This window comes from Methylobacterium sp. 77 (assembly GCF_000372825.1).
In the GTDB taxonomy this organism is placed as follows: domain Bacteria; phylum Pseudomonadota; class Alphaproteobacteria; order Rhizobiales; family Beijerinckiaceae; genus Methylobacterium.
Genome location: NZ_KB910516.1, coordinates 414,266 through 441,104 on the forward strand (window position 1 = coordinate 414,266; position 26,839 = coordinate 441,104).

A 26,839-nucleotide genomic window follows, 5' to 3' on the forward strand; every position below is an offset into this window, starting at 1 on the left:
GTACCTGCTCAAGGCACGAGTCGGGCCTGCCGCGTCGCTTGGTCGAACATGGAGTTGAGCGCGGCCTCGATCTCGCTCGCCGTGCTCGCGGCCCGGTAGAATCCCGGTGACGCACAGTTCTGGAGAGTCTGTGGAACGCTGGGGATCAGACCGTTCACGACGACGTTTTCATACCCGACATTGTCATTATAGGGTTGTACTAGAGGCACGTAAGGTATGTAGAGCACTGAGATCGTGACGCCTCGGTTTTTAATGGACGTGCATAAAGAGGGATCGAGTAGCTTGGCCTGCGATCCTGTCCATCCAGTGGCATTATACCAGTATTGGTTATTGCCTATCCCATCGGTGATCAAGAACACATACGGAACTGGCTTCGCGGCGCTCGATCCATCACCGATCCGGGTGATCTTCGCGCTGATCGCGGGAAGAATGTTCTCGTAGTGGGTGCCGCCGCTGCCTCTCGCGACGGTCGAATTGCCGATGTCCATATAGTTTTCGAGATCGATGCTGGTGAGCGAGTCGAGATTGTTCGTCGCATTGGCAGCCGTCTCCATGAAGCTGACGAACGGATACAGGCCGATCCTGTACTGGTTGGTCAGGGTCTGACGCGCTTTGGCTTTCGCGATCAGCTGCTGAACGGCATTGCTGACCGTCTTGATTCTGAGCTCGATATTGTTCAACTTGGCAAGATCGTAACCCTTGTAGCCCGAGAAATGGCAGGCAAAGGCGCAGTTATTGCCCTTCGAATCCTTCATATCGGGATTCAGCTTGGCGAATTGGACTTGAGCGGCACTCGATGTCGGAAACCCCATCGAGCCTGACGTATCGAGCAGAAGGTAGAAATCGGTGTAGTTCCCCAGGCTCAGGCTCGACGCCGATTTTCCGGCGACCTGGACGTTCGTGACATCGCCGAGGACCTTTCCGAACGCCGATCCATACGTCGTCGCGTAAGTCGCCGTGGCCGACACGACGTTTGCTGTCCGCGTCACCGTCAGAACCGGCGTCAAGGGAAGGCTTGCCAGCAACGGCCCGGCATTGACGCGGAATGCGGCCATCCCGCGAGTCACCGCGAGAGTCTTGGCGGATTCCGTCGGATCGACCTCGTTGTTCGGATTGCTGGAAATGTAGTCGCGGGCCGTCGTGATCGCGGTGATCGTCGCGGCATCGACGGCCTTGTCGTATTGCGTCCGATAATAGTTGGCGCGCATGTATTCGATGCCGATACCGGCGACACCGATCATCGGAACCGCCGAGAGGGCGAAGACGATCAGGACGTTACCGTCTCGTCTCGTTCGCAGAGCATGAAGCCGCGCGACTGTCGTGGAGAGGAAGCGAGCCAGACCAAGGGACATCGATGGAACCTTACGGAACGACGCACGACCACGCCGTCCCAATTCCCGCACTTGCGTCGAACGCAATCGAGGAGACGTATCGTGGAGAGATGTAGAAGGATTTGGCGATGCTGACCGTGCCGATGACCGATTGGGCCATGATGGGCGTGTAGGAGAAGACGACGTCCGCGACGATCAGAAAGCCCGGTCCGAAGGTATCGCTCGGCAAGGTTCTCGCTGTCGGCGCCGCCGTATTCGCGGCCGAATTCATCGGTGTGGCGCAAGGCCGGCCCTGTCCGGATGTCCAGGCGACGTAGGCACTGTAGGTACAGTTGCTCGTGCAACCCGCAGGCGCTTTGAATTGGATTCCGGTCAGCGACCATTTCAGAAGGCTCCAAACGGCGACGTTCTGGTCGCGGGCCACCTTCATCGCCTCTGGAAAGATCACCAATTGCGCCTTCGACATCGTGGCGATGTCGGTCTGCGAGATCTTGCCCGTATCGTTCCGCGAGACCAGTTCCGCGAGGGTACTGGCGGCCAATTCAACTTTGCTGACGAAGTCGATATAGCGGATGAGGTCGAATGCCCCGAAAGCGAGCAGGGTCATCACCGGCATGATCAGCGCGAACTCGGTGATCGCAAGACCCCGCTGATCACGGCTGAAATCGGTCCGGCGGAAACGCGGCCTGCCCACCTTAACAACCGCTCGAAACGCTGGCGGACGTGAACGGCTCGTTGCGGAAGGTCGCCGCGGCACGTGCGAAGACGACCGTCTTTCCGTTCCAGGTCGTCGAGTTCAGGACCGTCCATATCGGGCTGAAGACCGGCACTGCATAAAAGGCCTGAAGATATTCATAGGTCCCGGGGGCGCCGGTGCAGTAGCTCGTCTGGCTGTTATCCATCGGAACGGACACGAGACCGCGCTCGTCGGACTGAACGAAGATGGCATAGCCTCCACCGGTCCCGCCGAGCGTGGTCGATTGCAGGCTCGTCACCACGTTGTCGCAGGACAGGCCGGCGAGCAGGTTTCCGCATAACGCGTTCGATCGGAAACCGTTCGCGGATGCAGAGTTTGCATCCAAAGCACCGAGCATGATCACGCGCCCGGCATCGGCGGTCGCCTTGTCGATCGCGGCGGAGCAGAAGAGGTATAATCCGCCCTGCAGAATCTCGACGAGCGCGAGAAAAAACAGCGGCCCGACGAGCGCGAACTCGACGGCGGTCGCTCCTGACCGAGATGCGCCAAACCGGCGCCACAACGTATGAATTTTCAGGAAACGCATTATCTCAAGACCTTCGTCCCTTGCGAGATCCCGAACACGAAGTCGTTATGATTTCAATCTTCAATTGTATCGTCGTCGTACAGCAGAACTTACGTTTTACCGTAGGCAGGTTAGATTCCATCCGCGTCGGTCAAGGATTTGAGACATAGATCTTAAGTTCACCTTACACCGCCACTCACCGAACAGAGGCAAACACCGATTTTTCGCCCGGTCGCCACGTCGCCCACATCCCTGGCGCCGGCCCGACCTCCCGGGAAATGCTTTCACGACGGGTCGGGACTGGACTTTGCGGCGGCGAACGGGAATGAGCGTCGCCATCCCAGATCCAGAATTCGTGAGGAGACACCATGAGCGAGCGCATCATCCTGCGGGCCGGCGAGGCCCTGGTGGCCGGCGGGCCGCCCAACACCGCCGCTGAGCCGGAGGTGATCATCGGGGAGCTCGACGGCCCCGTGGGTACGGCGCTCGCCACCCTCACCGGCGACCAGGTCGTCGGCCACAGCCGTGTCTTCGCCCTCCTCAACACCGACATCATGGTGCGGCCGGTGACGCTCTGCGTCTCGAAGGTCAGCGTCGAGACCTCGAAATACACCTCGATCCTCATGGGGACGGTGCAGTTCGCCATCGCCAACGGCGTCCTCGATGCGGTGCGACTCGGCTATATCCCGAAGGAGAAGGCCAACGATCTCGGCATCATCTGCTCGGTCTGGCTCAGCCCCGGCGTGATCGAGGCCGAGACGGTCGATCACAAGGCGTTGTTCGAGATTCAGCGCAAGGGCATGACGGAGGCGATCCGCAAGGCCATGACCAACGAGCCCTCGATCGACTGGCTCCTGGAGAACCAGGACAAGATCATCCACAAATACTACCAGATGGGTCTCGACGGTAAGATCTGAGCCGCGCCCGACGGGCGGGGAGCCGTGCCGCCCACCGCAGGTGCGGCTCCCTCCGACGAGCCTTCGCGATCACCGGACTGTTCGTCCGGCTCGTCACGTGGCAGAGGGCGACGATGATCGCCCCCGTCATCATCCTGGTCGAACCGCAACTCGCCGAGAACATCGGTATGGTCGCGCGCGCCATGGCGAATTTCGGCCTGTCCGAACTCCGCCTCGTGGCACCGAAGAACGGCTGGCCCAAGAAGGGCGTGCGCGAGGCGGCGTCCGGAGCGACGCACGTCCTCGACGGCGCCACCGTCTTCGCCACGGTTCCGGAAGCCATCGCCGACCTCAACTATCTCCTGGCGACCACGGCCCGCGAGCGCGGGCAGATGAAACGTGCCCAAGGACCCGAGGAAGCGATGGTCGACGTCGCCTCGCGGACGGGACAGCGCATCGGCGTGATGTTCGGCCGGGAACGGATCGGCCTCACCAACGACGAGGTCTCGCTCGCCGACGCGATCGTGACGTTCCCGGTCTCGGCCGAGTTTCCGTCGCTCAACCTCGCCCAGGCCGTGCTCCTCGTCGGCTACGAATGGCGCAAGGCCTCGGGTCAGGCCAGCCTTCCGTTCACCGGCGACATGCAATCCCCGCCGGCGACGCGGGAAGCGATGGCATCGCTCGTCGCGAGCCTCGAAGAAAGCCTCGATGCGGGTCGATTCTACCCACCCGAAAAACGGGATGTCATCGCCCGCAACATGCGCGACATGCTCCACCGCATGGCGATGACGGAGCAGGATGTCCGGACGTTTCGCGGTGCCCTGCGCGCACTGACCCGCCCGCGACGAAAAGATAGCTTATGTTAGGGAAAATCTCCGCTCTTAACTCCTGCGCGACGTTTGCGTGAGACTGTGATGCGCCATGTGGAAGCACTGTCTCGCCGCCATCAGCGGAGAATTCGTTTCGCCTGAACGGGAGGCCGCGTTCCAGGATGAGCGCGTCTCCGAGACCTTGCGCTATGCGCGGCTGCTTTTCGTGTGCGCCGTGTTGCTCAATACGATCTTCCTGTCGAGCGATTGGCGGTTCGCCGGGCAAACGCATTTCTGGGTGGCCGTGCCGGCCCGGCTCTGCGTGATCCTGGTCTCCGGCCTCTGCCTGATCGCGACCAGGAACATCGTCTCCTTCGGCAGACTCCAGGCGGTCATGGTGACCTGGGAGCTTCTCGTCGCCGGATGCGTCGCCGTTCTGTGCTCGTCGCGATCCGATATCGCGCTGATCGTCCTGCTGCTGCTGCCGGCGATGTACATGATCGTCGTGCCGACCCGCTTCGTCTGGAGCGTGACGTGCAGCGCGATCGCATCGATCGCGCTGACGGCCGGCTATCTTCTGCCGCCGCCTATGCCATCGACGGCGCTCGGAATCTGCTTCGCGGTGATGATGTCCAATATCGTCATGATGCTGGTCGCAGCGCGCTCCAATCGCCTGCGGCGGATGGAATGGAATGCGGCCGTGGCCGAGCGTCGCGCCAACATGGAACTGGCGGACAGCCGGCGCCTGTTCGAGACGATGTTCAAGGCGGTCCCGATCCCGATCGTGGTGTCCAGGCTGGATGACGGCCGGATCGTCGATGCGAACGATGCGGCGACCCGGTTCTTCGGACTCGAGGGAGGCGCACTCCTGACGCAGTACCGGACGCGGGATCTGCTCGACAGGAAGGCGCGCCGCCTGATCCAGGCCGAGCTCGACCGCAACGGCAGCGCCAACGATATCGAGATCCGCCTCGGTACCCTCGGCGGGGTCCGGCGAGATGCCATCATCTCGGCGGTCACCGTCGATGTGGAGGGGTCGACGCGCATCATTTCGAGCCTCGTCGACATGACGAGCCGGAAGGCGGTGGAGGAGCGCATTCGGCTCGCCGCCCAGCACGACGTCCTGACCGGGCTCCCGAACCGCGCCCTCTTCCAGACGACGCTCGACGCCGCGCTGAGCGCGGCCGAAGCCTCGGGACGACGCGTCGGACTCATCCTGATCGATCTCGATGCGTTCAAGGAGGTGAACGACACCCTCGGTCACGATGCCGGCGACGCGCTGCTGAAGGAAGTCGCCCGCCGTCTCGGCAATGCCATCGGGCAGCAGGATCTGGTCGCCCGTCTCGGCGGCGACGAATTCGTCATCATCGCGGCCTGCGAGGACGACCACCACCAGCCGAGCCGGCGCATCCATGTGTTGTCCCAGGCGATCCTCGAAGTCCTGAGTCCGGCGATGGCGGTGTCCGGGCGCGCCGTCTCGCCTCGCGCCAGTCTCGGCCTCGCCCTGTTCCCGGAACACGCCGCCAATCCGGCGGACCTCTTCACCAACGCGGATCTCGCCCTCTACGCGGCCAAGGCGGCCGGACGAAACCGGGCGACGCTGTTCGTTCCGGCGCTCCGGGCGGATATCGAGCACCGCGTCGCGATCGTCCGCGAGATGAGGGCCGCGCTCGAAACGGGCGGTCTCGTTCCGTATTACCAACCGAAGGTGAGCCTCGCGACGGGGGAGATCGTCGGTTTCGAGGCGCTGGCGCGGTGGCAACACCCGAGCCGCGGGCTGCTTGCACCGGCCAGTTTCGCGATGGTCTTCGACGATGCGGAGATCGGCATCGCGGTCGGCAACGTGCTGGCGCGGCAGATCTTCGCCGACATGGCGGGATGGATCGCGCGGGGATACGATCCCGGGCGAGTGTTCCTCAACCTGTCCTCGGCCCAGTTCGCGCAGGACGGCCTCGCCGAGAGCCTGATCGCGGATCTCGCCGCGGCGGGCATCCCTCACGACAGGATCGGTGTCGAGGTCACAGAGACGGTACTCCTCGGCGGCCATGGGGACAGGGTATCCGCGGTTTTATCGACCCTGCATCGCGCCGGCGTCAGCGTCGCGCTCGACGATTTCGGCACGGGCTACGCCTCGCTGACCCACCTGAAGCAATATCCCGTGGACGAGATCAAGGTCGATCGCAGCTTCGTGCGCGATCTCGAGCGGGACCCCAATGACGCGGCCATCGTCACGGCGGTCGTGCAGCTCGGTCAGAGCCTCGGCCTCAGCGTGACCGCCGAGGGTGTGGAAACGGAAGCGCAGGTCAGGTTTCTGCAGGAACAGGGTTGCGCCTATGCGCAGGGTTACCTGTACAGCAAGCCCATGCCGCAGAGCCGGGTCCCATGGTTCCTCCAGGAGCATGGCGGGCATGCCGCCACACTGGAAGCCGCGACCTCGGGAGAACTCAAGATCGCCTGAACCGGCGACCCATGCGGTCAGCCGGCGGCCTGATCGAGCGCCTGCGCGATATCGGCGATCAGGTCCTCGACATTCTCGAGGCCGATCGAGAGGCGGACAGTCTCGGGACCGACCAGCGCCGCTTCCTTGTCGGCATCGCTCAATTGACGATGCGTCGTCGTGGCGGGATGGATCGCCAGCGACTTGATCTCGCCGATATTGACCAGGTGCGAGACGAGTTCCAGGCTCATGATGAACTTCACCGCCGCCGGCTGTCCGCCCTTCAAGGCAAAGGTGAAGATCGAGCCCGGCCCCTCCGGCACGTAGCGGGCCGCGAGCGCTTCCCCCGCCTGACCGGGGAGGGCGGGATAGCTGACCCACTTCACCGCCGGATGATCTTTCAGGAAAGCCGCGACCACCTTGGCGTTCGCGCAATGCCGCTTCATACGAAGGGGAAGCGTTTCGATGCCCGTCAGCGTCAGGAACGCATTCATCGGAGACAGGCCGGGGCCGAGATCGCGCAGACCGAACAGCCTGCAGGCCACCGCGAAGCTGAAATCCGGGAAGCGCTCGGAGACCACGAGGCCGTCGTAATCGGCCCAGGGCTCGGTGATGAGGTTGTAGCGTCCCTCTGCCGCCGTCCAGTCGAACGTGCCCGCATCGCAGATGATGCCGCCGATGGTCTGGCCGGAGCCACCGAGGAATTTCGAGGTCGAGTGGAAGACGATGTCGGCGCCATGCTCGATCGGCCGGATCAGGGCCGGCGAGGCCAGGGTGTTGTCGACGATCAGCGGCAGGTTGTGGCGCTTGGCCACCTCGGCGATGCCGGCGATGTCCATCACCGTCGCGCAGGGATTGACGATCGACTCGCAGACGATGGCCTTCGTCTCGGGCGTGATCGCCGCCTCGAAATCGGCCGGCGTCAGCCCCTTGGCGAAGAGCGGCTTGAGGTCGTAGCGGGCATCGAGGCGGTTCATCAGCCCGAGCGAACCGCCGAACAGGCGCGACGAGGCGACGTAGGCGTCCCCGCTCTTCATCAGCGTCATCAGGACGAGGAGGAGGGCGGATTGCCCGGACGAGACGGCCACGGCCGCCTTGGCGCCTTCCAGCGCCGCCACCCGGCGTTCCAGGGCCGCCACGGTGGGGTTCGAGCCGCGCGAATAGGAGAAGCCGGTGCGCCGCATGGCGAAGATGTCGGCGGCCTGCTCGGTCGATTCGAACACGAAGCCGTTGGTGAAGTAGATCGGCTGGACCCGCGCACCGGTGGCGGGGTCTGGCGCGGCGCCGGCATGGACGGCCTGGGTCGCGAAGCGGAGCGGGCGGGTCTCGGTGGCCATGATGGGCGTCGCGATCTTCCGGAAGAGTGAGGTCTGGGTCAGGCGGCGCGCCGGGCGAAGGCCCGCAACGTCCTGACCAGCGTGGTGGGGGCATAGGGCTTCGGGATGAAGCGTGCGCCGTCGGGCATGTCGTGCGGTCCGGGCGTCCCCATTCCGGAGACGACGAGGACCGGGATCGCCGGCCAGCGATGGGCGACGAGGCGGGCGAGGGCGAACCCGTCCATGGAACCTTGCGGCATGTCCACGTCGGTCATCAGCAGGTCGATCTCCTCGTGCCGCTCGAGGATCGTCAGGGCCTTGTCGGCCTGCGGAGCCTCGAGGACGCGGAACCCCGCATCGACCAGGGTATCGGCGGCTTCCATCAGGAGAAGGCCGTCGTCTTCCACGAGAAGGATGACGGGAGGCTCGGCCGCGGTCTTGGAATGATCATGCGTCATGCGATGCGAACGATCTCGAAGGGGGAATGGTTCGCGGGGTAGTCCCGCCGATCCTGAGGGTCAAGATCGGCGGAAACGGACCAGGGATGCGTGACCGGTTCCAATGAAATCAAGCGCTTAAGGCCGCGTCGAGATCGTCGATCAGATCTGCCGGGTCCTCGATGCCGATGGAGAGGCGCACCACCTCCGGCCCGGCGCCGGCAGCGGATTTCTGCGCGTCGGTGAGCTGGCGGTGTGTGGTGGAGGCCGGATGGATCACAAGTGAGCGAGTGTCGCCGATATTCGCCACGTGCGAGAACAGCTGCAGGTTGGCCACCAGCTTCACCCCGGCCTCGTAGCCGCCCTTGAGGCCGATGGTGAAGACCGAACCGGAGCCGAGCGGCGAGTAGCGCCGGGCGAGCTGGTGATACTTGTCGGTCTCCAGTCCCGGATAGCTGACCCATTCCACCGCCGGGTGGGCGTTGAGATGGGTGGCGATCTCCAGCGCGTTGTCGCAATGGCGCTGCATGCGCAGCGGCAGAGTCTCGATGCCGTTGAGGATGAGGAAGGCGTTGAACGGCGACAGCGCCGGGCCGAGATCGCGCAGGCCCAGCACGCGGATGGCGATGGCGAAGCCGAAATTGCCGAAGGTCTCCGACAGCACCATGCCCGAATATTCCGGCCGGGGCTGCGACAGCATCGGGTAGCGCGCGTCGCCAGCCCAGGGGAAGGTGCCGCCGTCGACCACGAGGCCGCCGATGGAATTGCCGTGGCCGCCGAGGAACTTGGTGGCCGAATGGACGACGATGTCGGCGCCGTGCTCGAACGGGCGGATGAGGTACGGCGTCGCCATGGTGTTGTCGACGATGAGCGGGATATTGTGGCGGCGGGCGATCACCGAGAGCGCGGCGATATCCGTGATCACGCCGCCCGGATTGGCGATGGATTCGCAGAAGATCGCCTTGGTGCGGGGCGTGATGGCGCGCTCGAACGAATCCGGATCGTCGGTATCGGCCCAGACCACGTTCCAGCCGAAGCTCTTGTAGGAATGGTTGAACTGGTTGATCGAGCCGCCATAGAGCTTGTTGGCCGCGATGAACTCGTCGCCCGGCTGCATCAGGGCATGCATGGTGAGGAATTCGGCCGCGTGGCCCGAGGCCACCGCCACGGCGGCGGTGCCGCCCTCCAGCGCCGCGATGCGCTCTTCCAGCACCGCGTTGGTCGGGTTGGTGATGCGCGAATAGATGTTGCCGAAGGCTTGCAGCCCGAACAGCGAGGCGGCGTGGTCCACATCGTCGAAGACGAAGGAGGTCGTCTGGTAGATCGGGGTCGCGCGCGCGCCGGTGGTCGCGTCGGGGGCGGCGCCGGCATGGATCGCCAGCGTGTTGAAGCCGGGGATACGGTCGGTCATGGACATCCTCCAGGGGCCGGCGGCACGAACGGACTCCGTTCTAACGCCTCTGCCGGGCCAGACGGAAGAGGAGGAACCGCCTCGTTCCGCTTAAACGAACAGAAGTTCTTTATGGCGGACGAGTGCGATGGGTCAAGGCACCCGCGCGCTTTCGTCCACCGCCACACGGTCGCTGCGTTGGAACCCGCGAGCCGCCTCGCGCCTATCCGAGCAGGGCCGGAGGAGACGAAGCGGTGACGACAGCCAAACACGATGACGCTGAGACGTGGAGCGCGTTCAAGGACGCCGTCAACATGACGGCATCGGAACTCGACCGTTTCCTGGAGAGCGAGAAGAGCCGCGCGGTCGGCCAGAAGAAGGGCGGAGCGACCGAATCCACCGGCCATGCCTCCGGCCGGCGCATCGTCGAGATCCTGAAATCCAAGAAGGCGGACCTCTCGGAGGAGGATTACGCCCATATGCGCAAGGTCATCGGCTACGTGAAACGCCATCTCGAGCAGGGCGGGCCGGACGACAAGGACGAGGTGAAGGATTCGCCCTGGCGCCTCTCACTGATGAACTGGGGCCACGACCCGTTGAAGACGTAGCGTCCGGACTGGAAAAGCGCGCGATCCTGCAGGATCGGCGATAGCCGGCGCCCGCACCTCCGGTTATAGCGCCGGCCATGCTCCAGCCGCTCCCGCCCCCTCCCGTTCCCGCCGCGCGGATCCTCATCGCCAGCTTCGTCGGCACGGCGATCGAGTTCTACGACTTCTACGTCTACGCGACCGCCGCCGCGCTGGTGATCGGGCCGATCTTCTTCTCGGCCGACGACCCTGCCGTGCAGACCCTGGCGGCCTTCGCGACCTTCTCCATCGCCTTCATCGCGCGGCCGCTGGGGGCGGCGTTCTTCGGGCATTTCGGCGACCGGGTCGGGCGCAAGGCGACGCTGGTCGCCTCGCTGATGATCATGGGCCTGTCGACCGTGCTGATCGGTTGCCTGCCGACCTATGCCACCGCCGGATGGTGGGCGCCCTTCGCGCTCTGCGTGCTGCGCTTCGGCCAGGGCATCGGCTTTGGCGGCGAATGGGGCGGCGCGGCCCTACTGGCGGTGGAGAACGCGCCGCCGGGGCGACGCGCGCTCTACGGCATCTTCCCGCAGCTCGGCGCGCCCGTCGGCTTCATCACCGCCAATCTCGGCTTCCTCGGCCTCGCGCTGGCCCTGACCCCGGCCGATTTCCAGGCCTGGGGCTGGCGCATCCCGTTCCTGGCCTCCGCCGTGCTCGTCGGCGTCGGGCTCTATGTCCGGCTCAAGCTCACCGAGACGCCGGTGTTCAAGGCGGCGATGGAGAAGGCCGCGCCCGAGCGCGTGCCGCTCGCCACCATCTTCACAAAGCACATCAAGGCGACGCTACTCGGCACCTTCGCCATGGTGGCCTGCTACGCGGTGTTCTACCTCTCCACCGTCTTCGCCCTGAGCTACGGCGTCTCGAAGCTCGGCTTCACCCGGCCGACCTTCCTGCTGTTCGAATGCGTCGCCGTGCTGTTCATGGGCTTCGGCATCCCGCTCTCGGGCTGGGCCGCCGACCGCTACGGCCGCCGCCCCGTCCTCCTCACCGGCCTCGCCTTCACCGCCTCGCTCGGCCTGCTGCTCGGCCCGATGCTGGGCAGCGGCCAGGGCGGCCTGGTGCTCGGCTTCCTCTGCCTCGGCCTCTTCGCCATGGGCTGGCTGTTCGGCCCCATGGGCGCTCTGCTGCCCGAACTCTTCCCCACCCGCGTCCGCTACACCGGCGCCTCGGTGACCTACAACCTCGCCGGCATTCTCGGCGCATCCGCCGCGCCGTATCTGGCGCAGCGGCTGAGCGAGTGGGGTGGGATCGGTTGGGTGGGGTTGTATTTGGCTGTGGCGGCTGGGGTTAGTTTTGTGGCTGTGGCTTTGATGGAGGAGACGGGGCAAATTTCTATCAAACACTGATAATTAATCAGTTAAAAATTTTTCAATAAGTTCTGGATGGCTAATTTTTATTCTTTCTATTTGTTGTCTATTTGAAATATCTCTCCCCGCACAGAAATGATCCTCTTTAACTATTTCTTCAAATAACTCAATTGGAGTAACTAACATCATACCTTCATTGAGAGTCTTGCTGCCTCCTATTGATTTATGAGATTGCGCCGTACCAAAATTTTCCTCTTCAGTTTCCCAATGACCGTGAACGACACCAAGCAGGCTATAATTTTCCTCTAATTTGATAATCGTCTGAAAAGCAAGACCATGATCGTTCCTCCGGCTTGAATTAGCCGTCGTGCTGGCCGTTGCATTTTCGTACCCGCGTGAAACTGAGAAAACAGGAGATCCGCTGAGCCCCCCAAATGAAAAAGTCTCCAATATATACAATTTAGCGTGCCCCAATTTAGTTCTAATTAATTCTTCAGGAACAGCTGATATAGAAGCACGTTTTACAATAGGTATATTTCTATCTGCGCCATACATCCTGTGATATAGCCCGACAATTATTGCATCTGTTCCAATTCCATTTTTGTAAATTTTTCGGCCTGATAAAAAATCGCGTGGGGCCATAAATTGAGGACCAAGCGCAGCAAGAGCATAACGACTTACATCTACTGAAACCTGCCATGCAGTTATATCTGCAGAGGAATCAATATGACTTTGCTTAAATGCGCTGATGGGGACAGAAATATTTTCGGTCCCACCCGACTTCAAATTTAGCCTTAGATTTACATCTCGATTGCTATAATATGCCGCACAATTTTCTATGACGTGACGCGCAGTAACAAAGTACAATGTCCCTAACTGAATACCACGAAAATACTCAGAAATAGTAACAAAAAATCCGGTCCCAACAGGAACAAGCGTTGTACTATTATCTGCAAATATAAATGCAACAGACTGCAATATTGAATCTGGAAAATTCATAATCTAACTAACCCTTAATATAATATATATATTTATAAAACAAATCTTAAATTTATAGAAATCGCTGCATCCGGATCATAGCTTCACCCCCGCTCAATCGTCAGCCTCTGCACCCCCTTCCCCCCCAAAACCGGCCGCTTCGAACTCAAGATCCGAGAATTCACCCCGGTCCAGCCGATCTCGCCGGAAATCCGCCCGTACTCGATCTTAGGGCAGCGGTTCATGATCACGGTGACGCCCGCCGCCTCGGCGCGGGCGGCGGCGTCATCGTCGCGGACGCCGAGTTGCATCCAGATGATCTTCGGGAGCACCGGCAGGGACAGGGCCTCGTCGACGAGGCCGCCGGCGACAGCGGAATTGCGAAAAATCTCGACCATGTCGACGGGGCCGGGGAGGTCGGCGAGGCTCGCCGCTACCGGCTTGCCGAGCAGCATCTGTCCGGCGAGGCCGGGATTGACCGGGGTCACATCATAGCCGCGCGAGAGCAGGTATTTCAGCACGATCCAGCTCGGCCGGGCCGGGTTGGCCGAGGCGCCGACGAGGGCGATCGTCTTCGTCTCCCGCAGCAGCGTGCGGATCAGCGCATCGGGATAGCGATCGTGGCGAGGGGAGGCGGTCTCGGTCATCGGGGCTGATCGCCGGGGCTCATGTCACGGGGGTCTTGGGTATCTTGGACTTGGGTGTCTTGGACTTGTCCGCCATCGCGCCCCGTGCTGCAAGACGCGGCATGTCCAGCGCCAGCGCATCCACCCGCATGAATCTCGAAGAGACCATCGCCTTCCTGGAGCGGGATTTCCCGCAGATGAACCATGGCGGCCCGGCGTTCCATCTGGAAGCGGTGGGGCCGCTCACCGCGCGGATGCGGCTCGACCATCACGAGCGCTTCCTGCGCCCCGGCGGCACCGTCTCCGGCCCGGCGATGATGGCGCTGGCCGATTACGCGCTCTATGCCGCGATCCTCGCCAATATCGGCCCCGTCGGCCTCGCGGTGACGACGAACCTCTCCTTCAACTTCCTGAGGAAGCCCGGCGCCACAGGGATCGTCGCCGAGGCGCGCCTGCTCAAGCTCGGCAAGCGCCTCGCGGTGGGGGAAGCGCTTCTCACCGCGCCGGGCTCGGACGACCTCGTCTGCCACGCGACCGGGACCTATTCGATCCCGCCGGAGCGGTGAGTCGACACCTTACCCTCCCCCCTCAGCGGGGGAGGGTGGTCGCGGAGCGACCGGGAGAGGGGGCGACCTCTCCGGAGAACGCGCTCCCCTCTCCCGACCCTCGCTCACGCGAGGGCCACCCTCTCCCGCAGAGGGGAGAGGGGGAACCGGCGCCTGCTAGAAGGAGTCCGGAAATCCTCGCGGCTAAAGGGATCGACCGATTACGCCCACCTCAAACGGCTTGACCGTCTCCACTCCCGCCCAACCGTCTCATCCGGCCCGTTGACGCGGGCATCTCAGATGAGGCCCCGGCTGGGATGGCCCCTGAAGCAATGCGGTATCCTGATACCACTGACCGGAAATCCTTCAACGGCTTACGCTTTTTGCCATTCCGGGCACCCGAATGCATCTTGACGACTCATCCGATCGCCCGTATTGCACCCTCCAACGCCGCCGCGTCCCGAACGTGGCGGCGCATCGTTTTCAGACATCATACGGAACGCCACGGGATGAAGACCTTTTCTCTGAAGCCCGCCGACGTCGACAAGAAGTGGATCATCGTCGATGCGGAGGGCCTGGTCGTCGGCCGGCTCGCCTCCATCGTCGCCATGCGCCTGCGCGGCAAGCATAAGCCCGCGTACACGCCCCACGTCGATTGCGGCGACAACGTCATCGTCATCAACGCCGAGAAGGTGAAGTTCACCGGCCGCAAGCGCGAGCAGAAGGTGTACTACCACCACACCGGCTACCCGGGCGGCATCAAGGAGCGGACGGCCAAGTTCATCCTCGACGGCCGGTTCCCCGAGCGCGTTGTCGAGAAGGCCGTGGAGCGCATGCTTCCCCGTGGCCCGCTCTTCCGCCAGATCATGGGCAACCTCCGGGTCTACAAGGGCAACGAGCATCCCCACACCGCCCAGCAGCCGCAGGCGCTCGACGTCGGCAGCCTCAACCGCAAGAACGTGAGCGCTTGATCATGGCGACCCTTCAGTCCCTCTCCGACCTGAACCGCTCCAACGTCGAAGATCCCGAGAACGCGGCTCCCGTCCACGTTCAGAAGCTCGACGCCCAGGGCCGCGCCTACGCCACCGGCAAGCGCAAGGACGCGGTCGCCCGCGTCTGGATCAAGCCCGGCAACGGCACCGTCGTCGTCAACGGCCGCACGGTCGAGACCTACTTCGCCCGCCCGGTGCTGCGCATGATCCTGCGTCAGCCGCTCACCATCGCCAACCGCGTCGACCAGTACGACATCACCGTCACGGTGCATGGCGGCGGTCTCTCGGGCCAGGCCGGTGCCGTGCGCCACGGCCTGTCCAAGGCGCTGACCTACTTCGAGCCGGAGCTGCGCGCTCCCCTGAAGCGCGAAGGCTTCCTCACCCGCGACAGCCGCGTGGTCGAGCGCAAGAAGTACGGCCGCAAGAAGGCTCGCCGCAGCTTCCAGTTCTCGAAGCGCTGAGCCCTTCGTCATCTTGTTCCTGGAAAGGGCGGCCTTGTGCCGCCCTTTTCGTTTGTCACGCACATGTCGGTCACGACCGACCCGAGGTTCCTCGATGTCCAACGTCTTCCGGCGCGTTCACGCCCCAGTCGTCACCGCGGTCACGCTGTGCCTGTCGAAGGCCGGCGACGAGGTGAAGGGCGAGGTCAAGCTCGCCGACGGACGTCTGTTCAGCACCACCGGCGCGCTTCCCGTCGCCCAGGCCTTCGGCATCGCCGTCCATGTCGCCAACGAGGGCGGAATGGAGATCGTGGTGATCGATCCGCAGAGCGCCTGGAAGCCGGGCTGGGGTACGCTAGAAGGCTGACGGACCGGCCCGGACGACACGCCGACCGGTCCCGCCACGGTCGCCATCGGCAGGGAATCGCTCTATCTCCGAGAGCATGAACCAGCCGACGAAACCCGCCTTCGATCCCCGTCCCACCCGCTTGCAGCCGGACGACGATCCGCATCTCTGGTTGGAGGAGGTGGAGGGCGCCGAGGCCGTCGCCTGGGTCGAGGCACGCAATGCCGAGACGCTGGCCCGCTTCACCGACGCGACGATGGAGCGCGACCGCGAGGCGGTGAAGGCCATCCTCGACCGGCCCGACAAGATCCCCATCGTCAGCCGCCGCGGCGCCCTGCTCTACAACGTCTGGCGCGATGCCGAGCATCCCCTCGGCCTGTGGCGGCGCACCGACGAGGCCTCCTATCGCGCCGGCGCTCCCGACTGGACGATCCTCATCGACATCGATGCGCTGGCAAAGGCCGAGGGCGTCGATTGGGTCTGGGGCGGCGCCACGCTGATCCCCGGCAGCCACGACCGCGCCCTGGTGAATCTGAGCCGGGGCGGAGGCGACGCCACCATCCTGCGCGAATTCGACCTGCCGACGCTCAGCTTCGTCGCAGACGGCTTCATCCTGCCCGAGGCGAAGGGCGGCGCGGATTGGCTCGACCGCGACACGCTAATTCTGTCGAGCGCCCTCGGCGAGGGCATGGCGACCCGGTCGGGCTATTCCCGGACGGTGCGGCTCTGGCCGCGCGGCACGGACCCGCTGGCGGCGGCGGTCCTGTTCGAGACCGCGCCGGAGAATATGGGACTGTGGGGCGGCGTCGACCACGACGCGCCGGCCGAGCGCGTGCTGTTCATGGAGCGCACCGGCTTCTTCGACGGCAGCGTGCATATCGGCGACCGCAACGGCCCGACGCACCGCCTCGATGTTCCCACCGACGCGGAAGTCACCCTGCGCCGCGATCGGCTCGCCATCCGCACCCGCTCGGAATGGAGCGTCGGCGGCAAGGTCCACGCCCCCGATTCGGTCCTCGCCATCGCGCTTCCGGCCTTCCTCGAAGGCGATCGGAATTTTACCGTCCTGTGGGAGCCCTCGGAACGCAGGGCGCTGCAGGGCGTGTCCTGGGCCGGACCGCGCCTCATCGTCGACGCCCTCGACGATCTGCGGCCCTCCTACAGCGTGTTCGAGCCGGGGGAGGGCGGCTGGAAGTCCTCGAGCCTTCCGGGCCTGCCCGAGATCGGCAGCGTCTCGGTCTGGCCTTTCGATTCCGAGCCGAGCGAGTCCGACGGCTCGCTGCTCGCCATGGTGCAGGATCCGCTGACACCGCCAACTCTGCTGTCGATTCCGGGAGATCTCGCGGCTCCCACCCTCCTGCGCACCACGCCGCCCGCCTTCGACACGAACGGTCTGAAGGTGACCCGCCACGAGGCGGTCTCTGTGGACGGGGAGCGCATCCCCTATGTCCAGGTCGGCCCCATGGGCGAGAGCGGCGATGCGCCGGTGCATCTCTCGGCCTATGGCGGCTTCCAGATCTCGCTGCTGCCGACCTATCAGGCGGTGCTCGGCAAACTCTGGCTCGAGAAGGGCGGCACCGGCGTGGTCGCGAATATCCGCGGCGGCGGCGAGTTCGGCACGCGCTGGCACCAGGCCGGGCGGCGCGAGGGCAAGGCGCTGGCGCATGCCGATTTCGCGGCGGTGGCCGCCGATCTCGTTGCGCGCGGCGTGACCAAGCCGGAGCGCATCGCCGCGCAGGGCGGCTCCAACGGCGGTCTCCTCATCGCCAACATGCTGACCCGCTACCCGGAGCGCTTCGGCGCCCTGTTCTGCACCATCCCGCTCATCGACATGCGGCGCTATTCGAAGCTGCTGGCGGGTGCGAGCTGGATCGCCGAGTACGGCGACCCGGACAATGCAGACGACTGGGACTTCCTCGGCGCGATCTCGGCCTATCACGTGGCCGAGGCGGGACGACCTTATCCGCCGATCCTCATCGCCACGACCCGCCGCGACGACCGTGTTCATCCCGGCCATGCCCGAAAGATGGCGGAGAAGCTGCGTCGTCTCGGCTACGATCCGGCCTTCTTCGAGCCGGCGGCGGGCGGACACGGTTACGGCAAGGACAATTCCGAGACCGCCGCCTTCCTCGCCCTCGGCATGGGCTTCCTCAGGCAGTCCATCGGCTGGGCTCCGGAAGAGGCCTGATCCTTCAGGCGGCGCGGCTGCGCATCCCGTCGCGGATGACATAGGCGCCGCCGGCAGCGGCCATCAGCGCCAGCACGTACCAGGTCAAGGCATAGACGAGGTGGTTGTCGCTGAAGGTGACCACGGTGAGACCGCCCACGGGATAGCCGCCGGGATTGGGCGTCGCGTCGGCATCGATGAAATAGGGTGCGGTCGGGCCGAGCCCGCGCGCTTCGGCGATGGCGGCGACATCGCGCGAGTACCAGCGATTCTTCGCCGGATCGTTGGCACGCAGGAACCCACCGCGCGGCTCCGACACCCGGAGCAGGCCGGTGACGCGAGTTTCCCCCGCGCTCCGACAGATCTCCCCCATAGCCGGCTCACGCCTGTCCGCCGGCACGAACCCGCGATTGATGAGGATCGTGGCTCCGTCGGCCCCGACCAGAGGCGTCATCACCCAAAATCCGCCGCCGAGCTCCGTGACCGCCTGGACCAGGGTTTCCCGATCATGCGCGAACGTCCCGACCGCAAAGACCCGACGATAGGCCTCGGATGCGGCATCGAATCCAAGCCATTTCGCCTGTTCCGGGGCCTGGACCGGATCGGCATGGACCCGCGCTTCGACCCGAGCGATCAGGTCATGCTTCCAGGCACGGCGCTGAATCTGCCAGGTACCGAGCGAAACCAGCACTGCCACCACGGCGATGCTGACGAGACCCACGAAGATCGAAAAACGAGAGAGGCGGAATGACATCGTCTTCGTACTCGGATTGACCCGTAGCGTCGCTGCCTATCACGAACCACGGTGGATGGCCGTGACCGGCAGACCGACCCTGGCAGACCTGCCGCTACACCCCCTCTCCATGCACCAGCGGCGCATGGGATTGTGACGATAATTTTCGATCGATATAGACACGGCCTGAGCAGAATAGCCCAGAAGCTGCGATCTCACCCTCGACAAGCGTCGGATGCTCGTGGGAGCACTCGGCTCGCTGCCCGGCCTACCGGCCGAGACATTTCGTCAGAGGGATTCCGCATATGAAGAACCCCGCCGCGCCGACGAAGCGTCAACTCAAGGCGCTGGGATCGGAGGCCGAAGAGGCTGGAAACCTTGTCCTGGCCGAAGAGGCGTACGAGCGGGCCCTTGCGATCGATCCGGACGACAAAGAGATCGTCATCAAGCTGCTTCGTGTCCTCATCGCCACCAAGAACACTCGGCGCGCCCATCAACTTGCCGAAGACGCCTTTGCGAATGGCCAGGCAAACACCCGCATCCTTCAGATGTATGTCCTTTCGGATTTCAATTCCTATACGATTGCGCATTGCCTGGATGACGTCAGAGCCAAGCTCATCGCTTTTCCCGGGCATGTGGCCGTCAGCGCCCGTGCCGCAATTGCTTTTACTTGGCACGGCGACCTCGACGAAGCCAGGATCCATGCCAGGAGCGCGGTCTCGAAAGCGCCCGATCCCGGCCTGTCGGACATCGTCCGGCTGATCCTGGCAAGGCGCGTGCTGAATTTCGGCTATCCCGACATGGCCGACTGGATCTGCCGCATCGGTCGGGTCGGCAAGGGCCAGGACGACGCCATTCTCTACGACCGGCTGATCATCAGAACGGGCAATGCGGCCAATGACGCCACCACACATCGTCTTTTCCATAGATTGCTGACCGTCGAGGACTTTCCTCGGCGTGCGGAACTCGTCGAAGAGCATGTCGACTTTCTTTGGCGCTTCAACGGCCCGTCTCACGAGCTCCTTCGAGAAATCGACGACCATCTCGAACGCATGCCGGACGCCGACAACGACGCTCTTCTGCTGATGAAGGTGTGCCTCGCGATGCAACTCGGAAACGAGGACATCGCGCTGCAGGTTCTGCGAACGCATCCCCGACTGACCGCCAAGATTTCCGCCTGCCTTCCTGTCGCCAAGCTGGTTCATCGGCATCGACTCGACGGGCCGTCAAAACCCGACCCGGATCTCGCCTCGTACGCCGCTCTATATGATGCCCTCGCCACCAGCGAAGCCGTCCTGAGACAGCGGCTCGGCGACTTGTCGTCGTCCTGCGCCGTCGTCGGCAATTCACCCTGCGAGATCGGCCGAGGTCATGGCGCAAAGATCGATGCTCACGACGACATCGTTCGCTTCAATCGGTTCAAGATCGATCCGCCCTTCGACACTGATTATGGTTCGAGGCTGACGATCCTCGTGAGAGCGGGAAACGACAAGCCGGATATCGGCATCGATTTGCCCGCCGAGACACTCATCATCATCTCCTCGGGGAGTACGCTCTACAGAGGTCGCGCCTGGCGGGCGGCAAAGCGCCTTCGGGATGAAGGCCATACCCTCTGCGTGTTTCCACAGACGATCCATACTGAGCTGTCGCAGAAGCTTTCGGGCAGCCCGAGTTCGGGTCTGTCGTTCGTGTACCTTCTGAAGGCGCTTCGAGGAACGCTGAACCGCGACGATTGCTTCGGTTTCTCGTTTATCGATCAGATCGATGCGAACCCCGCTTCGGCCCATTACTTCGAACCGGCGAAAGCGTCGATGTTACATCGGTGGAAGAAAGAGCGCGAAATCTTCGATAGCCTTTTCGAGGAGCGCGCATGATCCGTCCCAAGGTCAAGATCGAGGGCGACCATTCCGCCTATCATTGCGGCTCCGCAGCCGCCTTTTCAGCCCTTACCCGCGCATTGGCCGAAAAACACGATATCGTCGCGGGCGAGGATTACGACATCCTCTACGTCAACGGCGAAGGATCGATGCACCACAATTCGGGGCATTTCGTCGCCAAGATGGAAGCGATCAAGTCCGCAATAGACGGCGGCCGGAAAGCCTATCTCGTCAACACGGTTTGGCAGGAGAATGAGAAAACCTACGATTCCACGTTGGCGAAGCTCAGCGGCGTCACCGTCCGCGAGGCAATGAGCCAGAGCGACCTCAAGACGCGTCATGGAATCGATGCCGACATGTTCCTCGACCTCTCCTATTACGAGGAGCTCGACCAGAACGCGGAGCACGTCGACTGGTCGGGGAAAGTGCTGATCACCGACTTCTTCGCTCGCGATCTCGGCCTATGGTACCGGGTCACCAGCGGTCCATTGGCGGCACGCACCTATATCGATCTGCGCGACCAGAGCTGGTCGTCGCTCATCAAGTCGATGCGGACATGCAGGGCCGTCATCACGGGGCGCCATCATGCCATGTACGCGGCTTGCGTGGCGCGCCGCCCCTTTGTCGCCGTCGCCGGAAGCACGCACAAGGTAGAGGGTCTGAAACGGGCTTCGGGGTTTCCACTTCCGGTGCTGGCGTCCGTGCGCGAAGCCAATGCGACCTTACGTTGGGCCATCGACAACCGCGAAATGTTCAAAGAGTTCTTCCATTGGATGGACGAGTTCCCGCGCTGGACGCCCTGATATCGACGCCGTGCGAGCATTCCATCGGTGCGCGTTCGGCATGACGACATGCCGCCCAGCGACCGTCGGCCGGTCGGGCCCGATCCAAGTTAGCAACGTCAAAGCAGAGCCGATCGATAGAGGGATAATATCGATATGAAGATCGGCATTCTCGATTTCAGCTATGCCAATGCGGCAAAATCCATCCGCAAACTCCACGAGGATTCCTTTTATACAGTCAATCTCGGCGACAATGCCCAATCGATCGCTGCGCGGCAGCTTCTGTCCAGACTGGGATGTGACACATCCGATATCGTGACCGTCGATCGGGACACCCTGCCGACCTATTCCGGCGGGCCGGTCGCCCTGATCATGAACGGCGTGTTCTATGAACGAAACTTCCCCGTCCCGAACGCGGTAATCCCCATCTTTGTCGGGTTCTGCACCAAGAGCATCGAGCTGATTCAGCGGTACCGGGACTGGTTCAAACGTTACGAGCCGATCGGATGTCGAGACATCGAGACCGCGCGCCTGTTCGAGGCGGAAGGCATCGAGGCATCGGTCACCGGATGCGTGACCATGACGTTTCCGCTTCGCGTTCGCGAGCCGCGCAAGAAACGCCTGTTCGTCGTCCATGGCTCGGGCGCAGGCAAGCTGCCGTCCACCGTCTTGAAGCACATTCCGCATCACCTGCTCGATGACGCGGAATTCCTCTTTCACCGCCTGCCCGTGAGCGAGCTTCCGTTAGCGGACTCGTCACGGCGCTGGATCGAGCGCTACGAGGAAGATATCCTCGACCGCTACCGCAATGAGGCGAGTCTCGTGCTGACGCCGTTGCTCCATGTCGCGTCGCCCTGTCTCGCGATGGGCGTTCCTCTCGTCCTATGCCGCAAGGATCGGGATACGCGGTTCGGCTTTCTGCAGACTTTGACGAGGGTCTATACGCCGGACGAGGTGTCGGAAATCGTCTGGAACCCCAGCCCCGTCGACCTTCGAGTTTTGGCGGAATCATTCGGCCAGGAACTAAAACGCAGGCTCGATCTCGTCCGAGCCTGACGCGCGGGGTGGCTAGGTGCGCGATCGGTCAGGCGGTGCATCTCTGGCCGCGTCGCCGGACGATCGTGAGATCCACCATCGCCGAGCCGGCCGATACGCGTTCTGACGCATCGGATTTCCGCGCCGTGCCGGACCTCGGCTCGGCGCGGTCCACGCCAAGCCTAATGCACGTGCTGATGCAGGCTCGCCGGCGTCATCGGCATCATGTTGGTGTTCAGGTGGTACATCACCCAGACCGAGCCGGTGAGCGTGATCACCACCAGCGTCAGGGTGAAGATCAGAGCCAGGATGGTCCATCCCCCCTCTGACTTCGTGTTCATGTGCAGGAAGTAGATCATGTGAACCACGATCTGCACGACGGCGAAGCCCATGATGACGAGGCCGGTGAGGCGCGCGTCGCCGAGCACGTCGCCCATCACCAGCCAGAACGGGATCGCCGTCAGGATGACGGAGAGCACGAAGCCGGTGACGTAGCCCTTGAACGAGCCGTGACCGCTCTGGTCGCCGTGGCCCTTCACATCCTCTTCGTGATCCGCGGCATGGGCGGATTGGCTGGCGGCGCTCATTGCAGCACTCCCATGAGGTAGACGAAGGTGAAGACGCCGATCCAGATCACGTCGAGGAAGTGCCAGAACATCGACAGGCACTGAAGGCGACGCTGGTTCTCCGGGATCAGTCCCTTCCGAGAAGTCTGGACCATCAGCACGATCAGCCAGACCAGGCCGAGGGTCACGTGCAGGCCGTGGGTACCGACGAGCGTGAAGAATGCCGACAGGAACGCGCTGCGCTGCGGCCCCGCGCCCTCATGGATGAGATGCGCGAATTCGTAGAGTTCGAGCCCGATGAAGGCGAGGCCGAACAGGCCGGTCACCGCGAGCCAGAGCTGCATCCGCCCCTGCTTGCCCTTCGCCATCTCCAGCATGGCAAAGCCATAGGTGATGGAGGAGAACAGCAGCATCGAGGTGTTCAGAGCCACCAGCGGCAGGTCGAACAGATCCTTCGGGGAAGGGCCTGCCGCGTAATTGCGCCCGAGCACCGCATACGTGGCGAACAGGGCTGCGAAGATGAGGCAATCGCTCATCAGGTAGATCCAGAAGCCCAGCATCGTGCCGCCTTCGGGATGATGATCCTCCTCCATGTAGAAGGAGGGAGCCTCGCCGTCCTTGGCGAGGGTGGGGGAGTGCGACGCCATGGTTCTCAGACCCGACCTTCAAGCGACCGGGTCCGCTGTCCCTCGGTACCGATGACGGCATCGGCCGGGATGTGGAAGTCGCGGTTGTAGTTGAACGTATGCCCGATGGTGACGACGGCCATGGCGATGAAGGTCAGCGCCGCCAGCCACCAGATGTACCAGATCATGCCGAACGAGAAGCCGATGCTGAGGATACCCAGGATCATGCCCGTGCCGGTGTTCTTCGGCATGTGGATCGCTTTGAAGCCTTCCAGCGGGCGCGAATAGCCGCGGCGCTTCATGTCCGACCAGGCATCATGGTCGTGGATGATCGGCGTGAAGGCGAAGTTGTAGTCCGGCGGCGGCGAGGAGGTCGACCATTCGAGGGTACGACCGCCCCACGGATCGCCGGTCACGTCCCGCAGCTGCTCGCGGCGCATGAAGCTGACGACGAGTTGGATGATGAAGGACAGGATGCCGAGCGCGATCAGCCCCGCACCGAAGGCGGCGATGATGAACCAGATCTGCAGCGACGGGTCGTCGAAATGCTGCACGCGCCGGGTCACGCCCATCAGGCCGAGGATGTAGAGCGGCATGAAGGCGAACCAGAAGCCGACCAGCCAGAACCAGAACGACATCTTCCCCCAGAACGGATCGAGCTGGTAGCCGAAGGCCTTGGGGAACCAGTAGGTGATCCCGGCCAGCATCCCGAACAGGACGCCGCCGATGATGACGTTATGGAAGTGGGCGATCAGGAACAGGCTGTTGTGAAGCACGAAATCGGCAGGCGGCACCGCGAGCAGCACGCCGGTCATGCCGCCGATGGTGAAGGTCACCATGAAGCCGATGGCCCAGAGCATCGGCACCTCGAAACGGATGCGGCCCTTGTACATGGTGAACAACCAGTTGAAGAGCTTCGCCCCCGTCGGGATCGAGATGATCATCGTCGTGATGCCGAAGAACGAGTTCACCGAGGCGCCCGAGCCCATGGTGAAGAAGTGGTGCAGCCAGACGAGGTAGGACAGGATCGTGATGACCACCGTGGCGTAGACCATGGAGGCGTAGCCGAAGAGACGCTTGCCGGAGAAGGTCGAGACGATCTCCGAGAACACGCCGAAGGCCGGCAGGATGAGGATGTAGACCTCCGGGTGACCCCAGATCCAGATGAGGTTCACGTACATCATCGGGTTGCCGCCGAGGTCGTTCGAGAAGAAGTGCGTGCCCACGTAGCGGTCGAGGGAGAGCAGCGCGAGAACGGCCGTCAGGATTGGGAAGGCGGCGACGATCAGGATGTTCGTGCACAGGGAGGTCCAGGTGAAGATCGGCATCTTCATCATGGTCATGCCGGGCGCCCGCATCTTCACGATGGTGGCGATGAGGTTGATGCCCGAGAGCAACGTCCCGATGCCCGCGATCTGCAGGCCCCAGATGTAATAGTCGACGCCGACGCCCGGACTGCCGGCAGGGCCGGACAACGGCGGGTAGGCGAGCCAGCCGGTCCGCGCGAACTCGCCGACGAAGAGCGAGGCCATGATCGTCATGGCACCGCTCACGGTCATCCAGAAGCTGAAATTGTTGAGGAACGGGAACGCCACGTCGCGTGCGCCGATCTGCAGCGGTACGACGAAGTTCATCAGGCCGGTGACCAGGGGCATCGCCACGAAGAAGATCATGATCACGCCGTGGGCCGTGAAGATCTGGTCGTAATGGTGCGGCGGCAGGTAGCCCTCGTTGGCGCCGAAGGCCATGGCCTGCTGCGCGCGCATGAGAAGCGCGTCGGAGAAGCCGCGCAGCAGCATCACCAGGGCCAGCACCACGTACATGATGCCAATCTTCTTGTGATCGACGGAGGTGAACCAGTCGCGCCACAGCGGACCCCACCAGCGCATGTAGGTGATGAGGCCGAGCACCGCGACGCCGCCGATGGCGACGCCGATGAAGGTCACGAGCAGGATCGGCTCGTGATACGGGATGGCTTCGAGAGTCAGGCGCCCGAAGAGGAGCTTCTGAAGATCGAGATTGGCAAACATGGGATCGCTTCGTTCCCGGTTGTCGGCGAGGGGACGGGCAGACCGATGGCTTCGGTGCCCGTCCCTCAAGGGTTCAATTTAGTGGTGCCGTCGCTCGTCCGCGCCGAGCCCGAAGGCCGCGCGTCATCGCGTCGGCCTAGCGGTTCAACTGCGCCGGGGCAGGATCGTCGTGTTTCATGCCCGGCATGGAATGGTCGTGGTGCTCGTGACCCTTGGCCGGGTCCTTGGCCCGATCGACCTCCTGTGACCGCGGCTTCTTCTCGGAGGCGGGGAACGTCGCGGCCTGCGCCTCCTCGCCGCGCACGGCATGGCGGTCGTCGTAGCGGAGACGATCGTGGTTGGCGTGACTTTCCTTGCCGGCACCGCCCTTGGAATCGATGCTCATCATCTCGCCCATGCACATCTTGCCCTCCACGACGCACATGTTGAGGATGGCGTTGAAGAGGCCCGGAGCGACGGTGGAATAATAGATCACCGGCTCACGCTCGCTCGGCTTCTCGAGCGCGATGTAGGCATCGCGAGACAGTTCCTTGCCTTCGGACTTCGCCTTGGCGACCCACTGGTCGAACCCGTCCTGGGTCAGGCCATAGAACTTGAAGTTCATCCGCGAGAAGCCCTCGCCGCTGTAATTGGCGGAGAAGCCCTCGTAGACGCCTTCCTTGTTGATCACGGCGTGCAGCTTCGTCTCCATGCCGGCCATGGCGTAAATTTGTCCCGCCAGCGCCGGAATGAAGAACGAGTTCATCATCGAGGCCGACGTGATCTTGAAATTGATCGGCACATCGACGGGCGCCGCCAGCTCGTTCACCGTGGCGATGCCGAGATCCGGATAGAAGAACAGCCACTTCCAATCGAGGGCGACCACCTCCACCGTCAGCGGCTTCACGTCTGCGGGAAGCGGGCGTGCTGCGTCGATGCGGCTCAGGGGCCGGTAGGGATCGAGCGTATGCGTGCTGATCCAGGTCAGCGCGCCGAGAGCGATGATGATGACGAGGGGTGCGGACCAGATCAGCACCTCGAGCTGCGTCGAGTGGTGCCAGTCCGGATCGTACTCGGCCTCGGTGTTCGACTGGCGGTAGCGCCAGGCGAAGAAGAGCGTGAAGGCGATCACCGGGAGGATGATCAGCAGCATCAGCCCGGTGGAGGCGACGATCAGGTCACGCTGCCGCGTGGCGATGTCGCCCGCCGGCTGCATGACGACCATGTTGCAGCCCGAGAGGAGGGCCGCCACGGGGAGGAAGGCGAGAGCGCGCAAGGATCTGGATGACATCCGACCGGCTGC

At 63.3% G+C, this 26,839-nt stretch carries 26 protein-coding genes; 13 read left to right on the forward strand and 13 right to left on the reverse strand.

Annotated features, from left to right (window positions below; all coding sequences use genetic code 11):
* Positions 1–8: 8 nt before the first annotated feature.
* The 3 genes from A3OK_RS0101925 to A3OK_RS0101935 are packed head-to-tail and all read right to left on the reverse strand — an operon-like array spanning position 9 to position 2,614.
* Positions 9–1,352 (reverse strand): pilus assembly protein TadG-related protein, encoded by a 1,344-nt coding sequence (locus A3OK_RS0101925; RefSeq protein WP_019903244.1) that lies wholly within the window; start codon positions 1,350–1,352, stop codon positions 9–11.
* A gap of 10 nt (positions 1,353–1,362) precedes the next feature.
* Positions 1,363–2,088 carry a TadE/TadG family type IV pilus assembly protein gene (locus tag A3OK_RS23230; RefSeq protein ID WP_348625420.1) on the reverse strand — a complete coding sequence of 242 codons (726 nt, stop codon included), beginning with the start codon at positions 2,086–2,088 and terminating at the stop codon, positions 1,363–1,365.
* Positions 2,027–2,614 carry a TadE/TadG family type IV pilus assembly protein gene (locus tag A3OK_RS0101935; RefSeq protein WP_019903246.1) on the reverse strand — a complete coding sequence of 196 codons (588 nt, stop codon included), beginning with the start codon at positions 2,612–2,614 and terminating at the stop codon, positions 2,027–2,029. The genes A3OK_RS23230 and A3OK_RS0101935 overlap by 62 nt, the downstream gene beginning before the upstream one ends.
* A 347-nt stretch (positions 2,615–2,961) precedes the next feature.
* Between A3OK_RS0101935 and A3OK_RS0101940 the strand changes: the two genes are divergently transcribed.
* The 3 genes from A3OK_RS0101940 (at position 2,962) to A3OK_RS22205 (ending at position 6,756) form a co-directional block, all read left to right on the forward strand.
* Positions 2,962–3,510 carry a formaldehyde-activating enzyme gene (locus A3OK_RS0101940; RefSeq protein WP_019903247.1) on the forward strand — a complete coding sequence of 183 codons (549 nt, stop codon included), beginning with the start codon at positions 2,962–2,964 and terminating at the stop codon, positions 3,508–3,510.
* A gap of 113 nt (positions 3,511–3,623) precedes the next feature.
* A complete protein-coding gene (locus tag A3OK_RS0101945) occupies positions 3,624–4,355 on the forward strand; it encodes an RNA methyltransferase (RefSeq protein WP_019903248.1) in 732 nt (243 codons plus the stop codon).
* A 55-nt stretch (positions 4,356–4,410) separates the two neighbouring features.
* On the forward strand, positions 4,411–6,756 hold the full coding sequence (locus A3OK_RS22205) for an EAL domain-containing protein (protein WP_051092896.1): 2,346 nt from the start codon (positions 4,411–4,413) through the stop codon (positions 6,754–6,756).
* 17 nt (positions 6,757–6,773) lie between these two features.
* On the opposite strand, the gene A3OK_RS0101955 is transcribed toward A3OK_RS22205, so the two are convergent.
* From A3OK_RS0101955 to A3OK_RS0101965, 3 genes are all read right to left on the reverse strand, one after another.
* On the reverse strand, positions 6,774–8,072 hold the full coding sequence (locus A3OK_RS0101955; protein WP_019903249.1) for an aminotransferase class I/II-fold pyridoxal phosphate-dependent enzyme: 1,299 nt from the start codon (positions 8,070–8,072) through the stop codon (positions 6,774–6,776).
* A gap of 38 nt (positions 8,073–8,110) precedes the next feature.
* Entirely contained in the window at positions 8,111–8,509 is a 399-nt protein-coding gene (locus A3OK_RS0101960; protein ID WP_019903250.1) for a response regulator, read from the reverse strand.
* Positions 8,510–8,618: 109 nt separating this feature from the next.
* Positions 8,619–9,899: an O-acetylhomoserine aminocarboxypropyltransferase gene (locus A3OK_RS0101965; RefSeq protein WP_019903251.1), complete on the reverse strand. Its 1,281-nt coding sequence runs from the start codon at positions 9,897–9,899 to the stop codon at positions 8,619–8,621.
* 233 nt (positions 9,900–10,132) lie between these two features.
* Here A3OK_RS0101965 and A3OK_RS0101970 point away from each other — a divergent pair, with 233 nt between their 5' ends.
* Entirely contained in the window at positions 10,133–10,486 is a 354-nt protein-coding gene (locus A3OK_RS0101970) for a DUF3140 domain-containing protein (RefSeq protein ID WP_019903252.1), read from the forward strand.
* Positions 10,487–10,563: 77 nt separating this feature from the next.
* Positions 10,564–11,853 (forward strand): MFS transporter, encoded by a 1,290-nt coding sequence (locus tag A3OK_RS0101975; RefSeq protein WP_019903253.1) that lies wholly within the window; start codon positions 10,564–10,566, stop codon positions 11,851–11,853.
* Positions 11,854–11,856: 3 nt separating this feature from the next.
* On the opposite strand, the gene A3OK_RS23840 is transcribed toward A3OK_RS0101975, so the two are convergent.
* On the reverse strand, positions 11,857–12,813 hold the full coding sequence (locus A3OK_RS23840; RefSeq protein WP_155911922.1) for a serine protease: 957 nt from the start codon (positions 12,811–12,813) through the stop codon (positions 11,857–11,859).
* 83 nt (positions 12,814–12,896) lie between these two features.
* Positions 12,897–13,439 (reverse strand): CoA-binding protein, encoded by a 543-nt coding sequence (locus A3OK_RS0101980; RefSeq protein ID WP_019903254.1) that lies wholly within the window; start codon positions 13,437–13,439, stop codon positions 12,897–12,899.
* A gap of 101 nt (positions 13,440–13,540) precedes the next feature.
* Here A3OK_RS0101980 and A3OK_RS0101985 point away from each other — a divergent pair, with 101 nt between their 5' ends.
* The 5 genes from A3OK_RS0101985 (at position 13,541) to A3OK_RS0102005 (ending at position 17,929) form a co-directional block, all read left to right on the forward strand.
* Positions 13,541–13,984, forward strand: coding sequence for a PaaI family thioesterase (locus A3OK_RS0101985; protein ID WP_019903255.1), 444 nt, complete (start codon positions 13,541–13,543; stop codon positions 13,982–13,984).
* 488 nt (positions 13,985–14,472) lie between these two features.
* A complete protein-coding gene (gene rplM / locus A3OK_RS0101990; protein ID WP_019903256.1) occupies positions 14,473–14,934 on the forward strand; it encodes a 50S ribosomal protein L13 in 462 nt (153 codons plus the stop codon).
* 2 nt (positions 14,935–14,936) lie between these two features.
* A complete protein-coding gene (gene rpsI, locus A3OK_RS0101995; RefSeq protein WP_026596841.1) occupies positions 14,937–15,416 on the forward strand; it encodes a 30S ribosomal protein S9 in 480 nt (159 codons plus the stop codon).
* A gap of 94 nt (positions 15,417–15,510) precedes the next feature.
* Positions 15,511–15,762 carry a hypothetical protein gene (locus A3OK_RS0102000; RefSeq protein ID WP_019903258.1) on the forward strand — a complete coding sequence of 84 codons (252 nt, stop codon included), beginning with the start codon at positions 15,511–15,513 and terminating at the stop codon, positions 15,760–15,762.
* Between the two features lie 76 nt (positions 15,763–15,838).
* Positions 15,839–17,929 (forward strand): prolyl oligopeptidase family serine peptidase, encoded by a 2,091-nt coding sequence (locus tag A3OK_RS0102005; protein ID WP_019903259.1) that lies wholly within the window; start codon positions 15,839–15,841, stop codon positions 17,927–17,929.
* A 4-nt stretch (positions 17,930–17,933) separates the two neighbouring features.
* Here A3OK_RS0102005 and A3OK_RS22210 read toward each other — a convergent pair whose 3' ends face one another.
* Positions 17,934–18,662 (reverse strand): SURF1 family protein, encoded by a 729-nt coding sequence (locus A3OK_RS22210; protein ID WP_019903260.1) that lies wholly within the window; start codon positions 18,660–18,662, stop codon positions 17,934–17,936.
* Positions 18,663–18,946: 284 nt separating this feature from the next.
* Between A3OK_RS22210 and A3OK_RS0102015 the strand changes: the two genes are divergently transcribed.
* The 3 genes from A3OK_RS0102015 (at position 18,947) to A3OK_RS0102025 (ending at position 22,356) form a co-directional block, all read left to right on the forward strand.
* Entirely contained in the window at positions 18,947–20,515 is a 1,569-nt protein-coding gene (locus tag A3OK_RS0102015; RefSeq protein WP_019903261.1) for a tetratricopeptide repeat protein, read from the forward strand.
* Positions 20,512–21,321, forward strand: coding sequence for a polysaccharide pyruvyl transferase family protein (locus A3OK_RS0102020; protein ID WP_019903262.1), 810 nt, complete (start codon positions 20,512–20,514; stop codon positions 21,319–21,321). Before A3OK_RS0102015 ends, A3OK_RS0102020 begins: the two co-directional genes overlap by 4 nt.
* A 135-nt stretch (positions 21,322–21,456) precedes the next feature.
* Complete coding sequence (locus tag A3OK_RS0102025) at positions 21,457–22,356, forward strand: polysaccharide pyruvyl transferase family protein (RefSeq protein ID WP_019903263.1); 900 nt, start codon at positions 21,457–21,459, stop codon at positions 22,354–22,356.
* 161 nt (positions 22,357–22,517) lie between these two features.
* Here A3OK_RS0102025 and cyoD read toward each other — a convergent pair whose 3' ends face one another.
* The 4 genes from cyoD to cyoA form a co-directional block, all read right to left on the reverse strand.
* A complete protein-coding gene (gene cyoD / locus A3OK_RS0102030; RefSeq protein WP_019903264.1) occupies positions 22,518–22,922 on the reverse strand; it encodes a cytochrome o ubiquinol oxidase subunit IV in 405 nt (134 codons plus the stop codon).
* Positions 22,919–23,548, reverse strand: a complete 630-nt coding sequence (cyoC, locus tag A3OK_RS0102035; RefSeq protein WP_019903265.1) for a cytochrome o ubiquinol oxidase subunit III — start codon at positions 23,546–23,548, stop codon at positions 22,919–22,921. The genes cyoD and cyoC overlap by 4 nt, the downstream gene beginning before the upstream one ends.
* Before the next feature lie 5 nt (positions 23,549–23,553).
* Positions 23,554–25,557, reverse strand: a complete 2,004-nt coding sequence (gene cyoB / locus A3OK_RS0102040; RefSeq protein ID WP_019903266.1) for a cytochrome o ubiquinol oxidase subunit I — start codon at positions 25,555–25,557, stop codon at positions 23,554–23,556.
* A 136-nt stretch (positions 25,558–25,693) separates the two neighbouring features.
* Positions 25,694–26,827, reverse strand: a complete 1,134-nt coding sequence (gene cyoA, locus A3OK_RS0102045) for a ubiquinol oxidase subunit II (protein ID WP_026596842.1) — start codon at positions 26,825–26,827, stop codon at positions 25,694–25,696.
* Positions 26,828–26,839: the final 12 nt, after the last annotated feature.

Coding starts and splice junctions, on each gene's coding strand:
- A3OK_RS0101925 (WP_019903244.1), bottom strand. CDS start 1,352: ATGTCCCTTGGTCTGGCTCGCTTCCTCTCCACGACAGTCGCGCGGCTT.
- A3OK_RS0101935 (WP_019903246.1), bottom strand. CDS start 2,614: ATGCGTTTCCTGAAAATTCATACGTTGTGGCGCCGGTTTGGCGCATCT.
- A3OK_RS0101940 (WP_019903247.1), top strand. CDS start 2,962: ATGAGCGAGCGCATCATCCTGCGGGCCGGCGAGGCCCTGGTGGCCGGC.
- A3OK_RS0101945 (WP_019903248.1), top strand. CDS start 3,624: ATGATCGCCCCCGTCATCATCCTGGTCGAACCGCAACTCGCCGAGAAC.
- A3OK_RS22205 (WP_051092896.1), top strand. CDS start 4,411: ATGTGGAAGCACTGTCTCGCCGCCATCAGCGGAGAATTCGTTTCGCCT.
- A3OK_RS0101955 (WP_019903249.1), bottom strand. CDS start 8,072: ATGGCCACCGAGACCCGCCCGCTCCGCTTCGCGACCCAGGCCGTCCAT.
- A3OK_RS0101960 (WP_019903250.1), bottom strand. CDS start 8,509: ATGACGCATGATCATTCCAAGACCGCGGCCGAGCCTCCCGTCATCCTT.
- A3OK_RS0101965 (WP_019903251.1), bottom strand. CDS start 9,899: ATGACCGACCGTATCCCCGGCTTCAACACGCTGGCGATCCATGCCGGC.
- A3OK_RS0101975 (WP_019903253.1), top strand. CDS start 10,564: ATGCTCCAGCCGCTCCCGCCCCCTCCCGTTCCCGCCGCGCGGATCCTC.
- A3OK_RS23840 (WP_155911922.1), bottom strand. CDS start 12,813: ATGAATTTTCCAGATTCAATATTGCAGTCTGTTGCATTTATATTTGCA.
- A3OK_RS0101980 (WP_019903254.1), bottom strand. CDS start 13,439: ATGACCGAGACCGCCTCCCCTCGCCACGATCGCTATCCCGATGCGCTG.
- A3OK_RS0101985 (WP_019903255.1), top strand. CDS start 13,541: ATGTCCAGCGCCAGCGCATCCACCCGCATGAATCTCGAAGAGACCATC.
- rplM (WP_019903256.1), top strand. CDS start 14,473: ATGAAGACCTTTTCTCTGAAGCCCGCCGACGTCGACAAGAAGTGGATC.
- rpsI (WP_026596841.1), top strand. CDS start 14,937: ATGGCGACCCTTCAGTCCCTCTCCGACCTGAACCGCTCCAACGTCGAA.
- A3OK_RS0102000 (WP_019903258.1), top strand. CDS start 15,511: ATGTCCAACGTCTTCCGGCGCGTTCACGCCCCAGTCGTCACCGCGGTC.
- A3OK_RS0102005 (WP_019903259.1), top strand. CDS start 15,839: ATGAACCAGCCGACGAAACCCGCCTTCGATCCCCGTCCCACCCGCTTG.
- A3OK_RS22210 (WP_019903260.1), bottom strand. CDS start 18,662: ATGTCATTCCGCCTCTCTCGTTTTTCGATCTTCGTGGGTCTCGTCAGC.
- A3OK_RS0102015 (WP_019903261.1), top strand. CDS start 18,947: ATGAAGAACCCCGCCGCGCCGACGAAGCGTCAACTCAAGGCGCTGGGA.
- A3OK_RS0102020 (WP_019903262.1), top strand. CDS start 20,512: ATGATCCGTCCCAAGGTCAAGATCGAGGGCGACCATTCCGCCTATCAT.
- A3OK_RS0102025 (WP_019903263.1), top strand. CDS start 21,457: ATGAAGATCGGCATTCTCGATTTCAGCTATGCCAATGCGGCAAAATCC.
- cyoD (WP_019903264.1), bottom strand. CDS start 22,922: ATGAGCGCCGCCAGCCAATCCGCCCATGCCGCGGATCACGAAGAGGAT.
- cyoC (WP_019903265.1), bottom strand. CDS start 23,548: ATGGCGTCGCACTCCCCCACCCTCGCCAAGGACGGCGAGGCTCCCTCC.
- cyoB (WP_019903266.1), bottom strand. CDS start 25,557: ATGTTTGCCAATCTCGATCTTCAGAAGCTCCTCTTCGGGCGCCTGACT.
- cyoA (WP_026596842.1), bottom strand. CDS start 26,827: ATGTCATCCAGATCCTTGCGCGCTCTCGCCTTCCTCCCCGTGGCGGCC.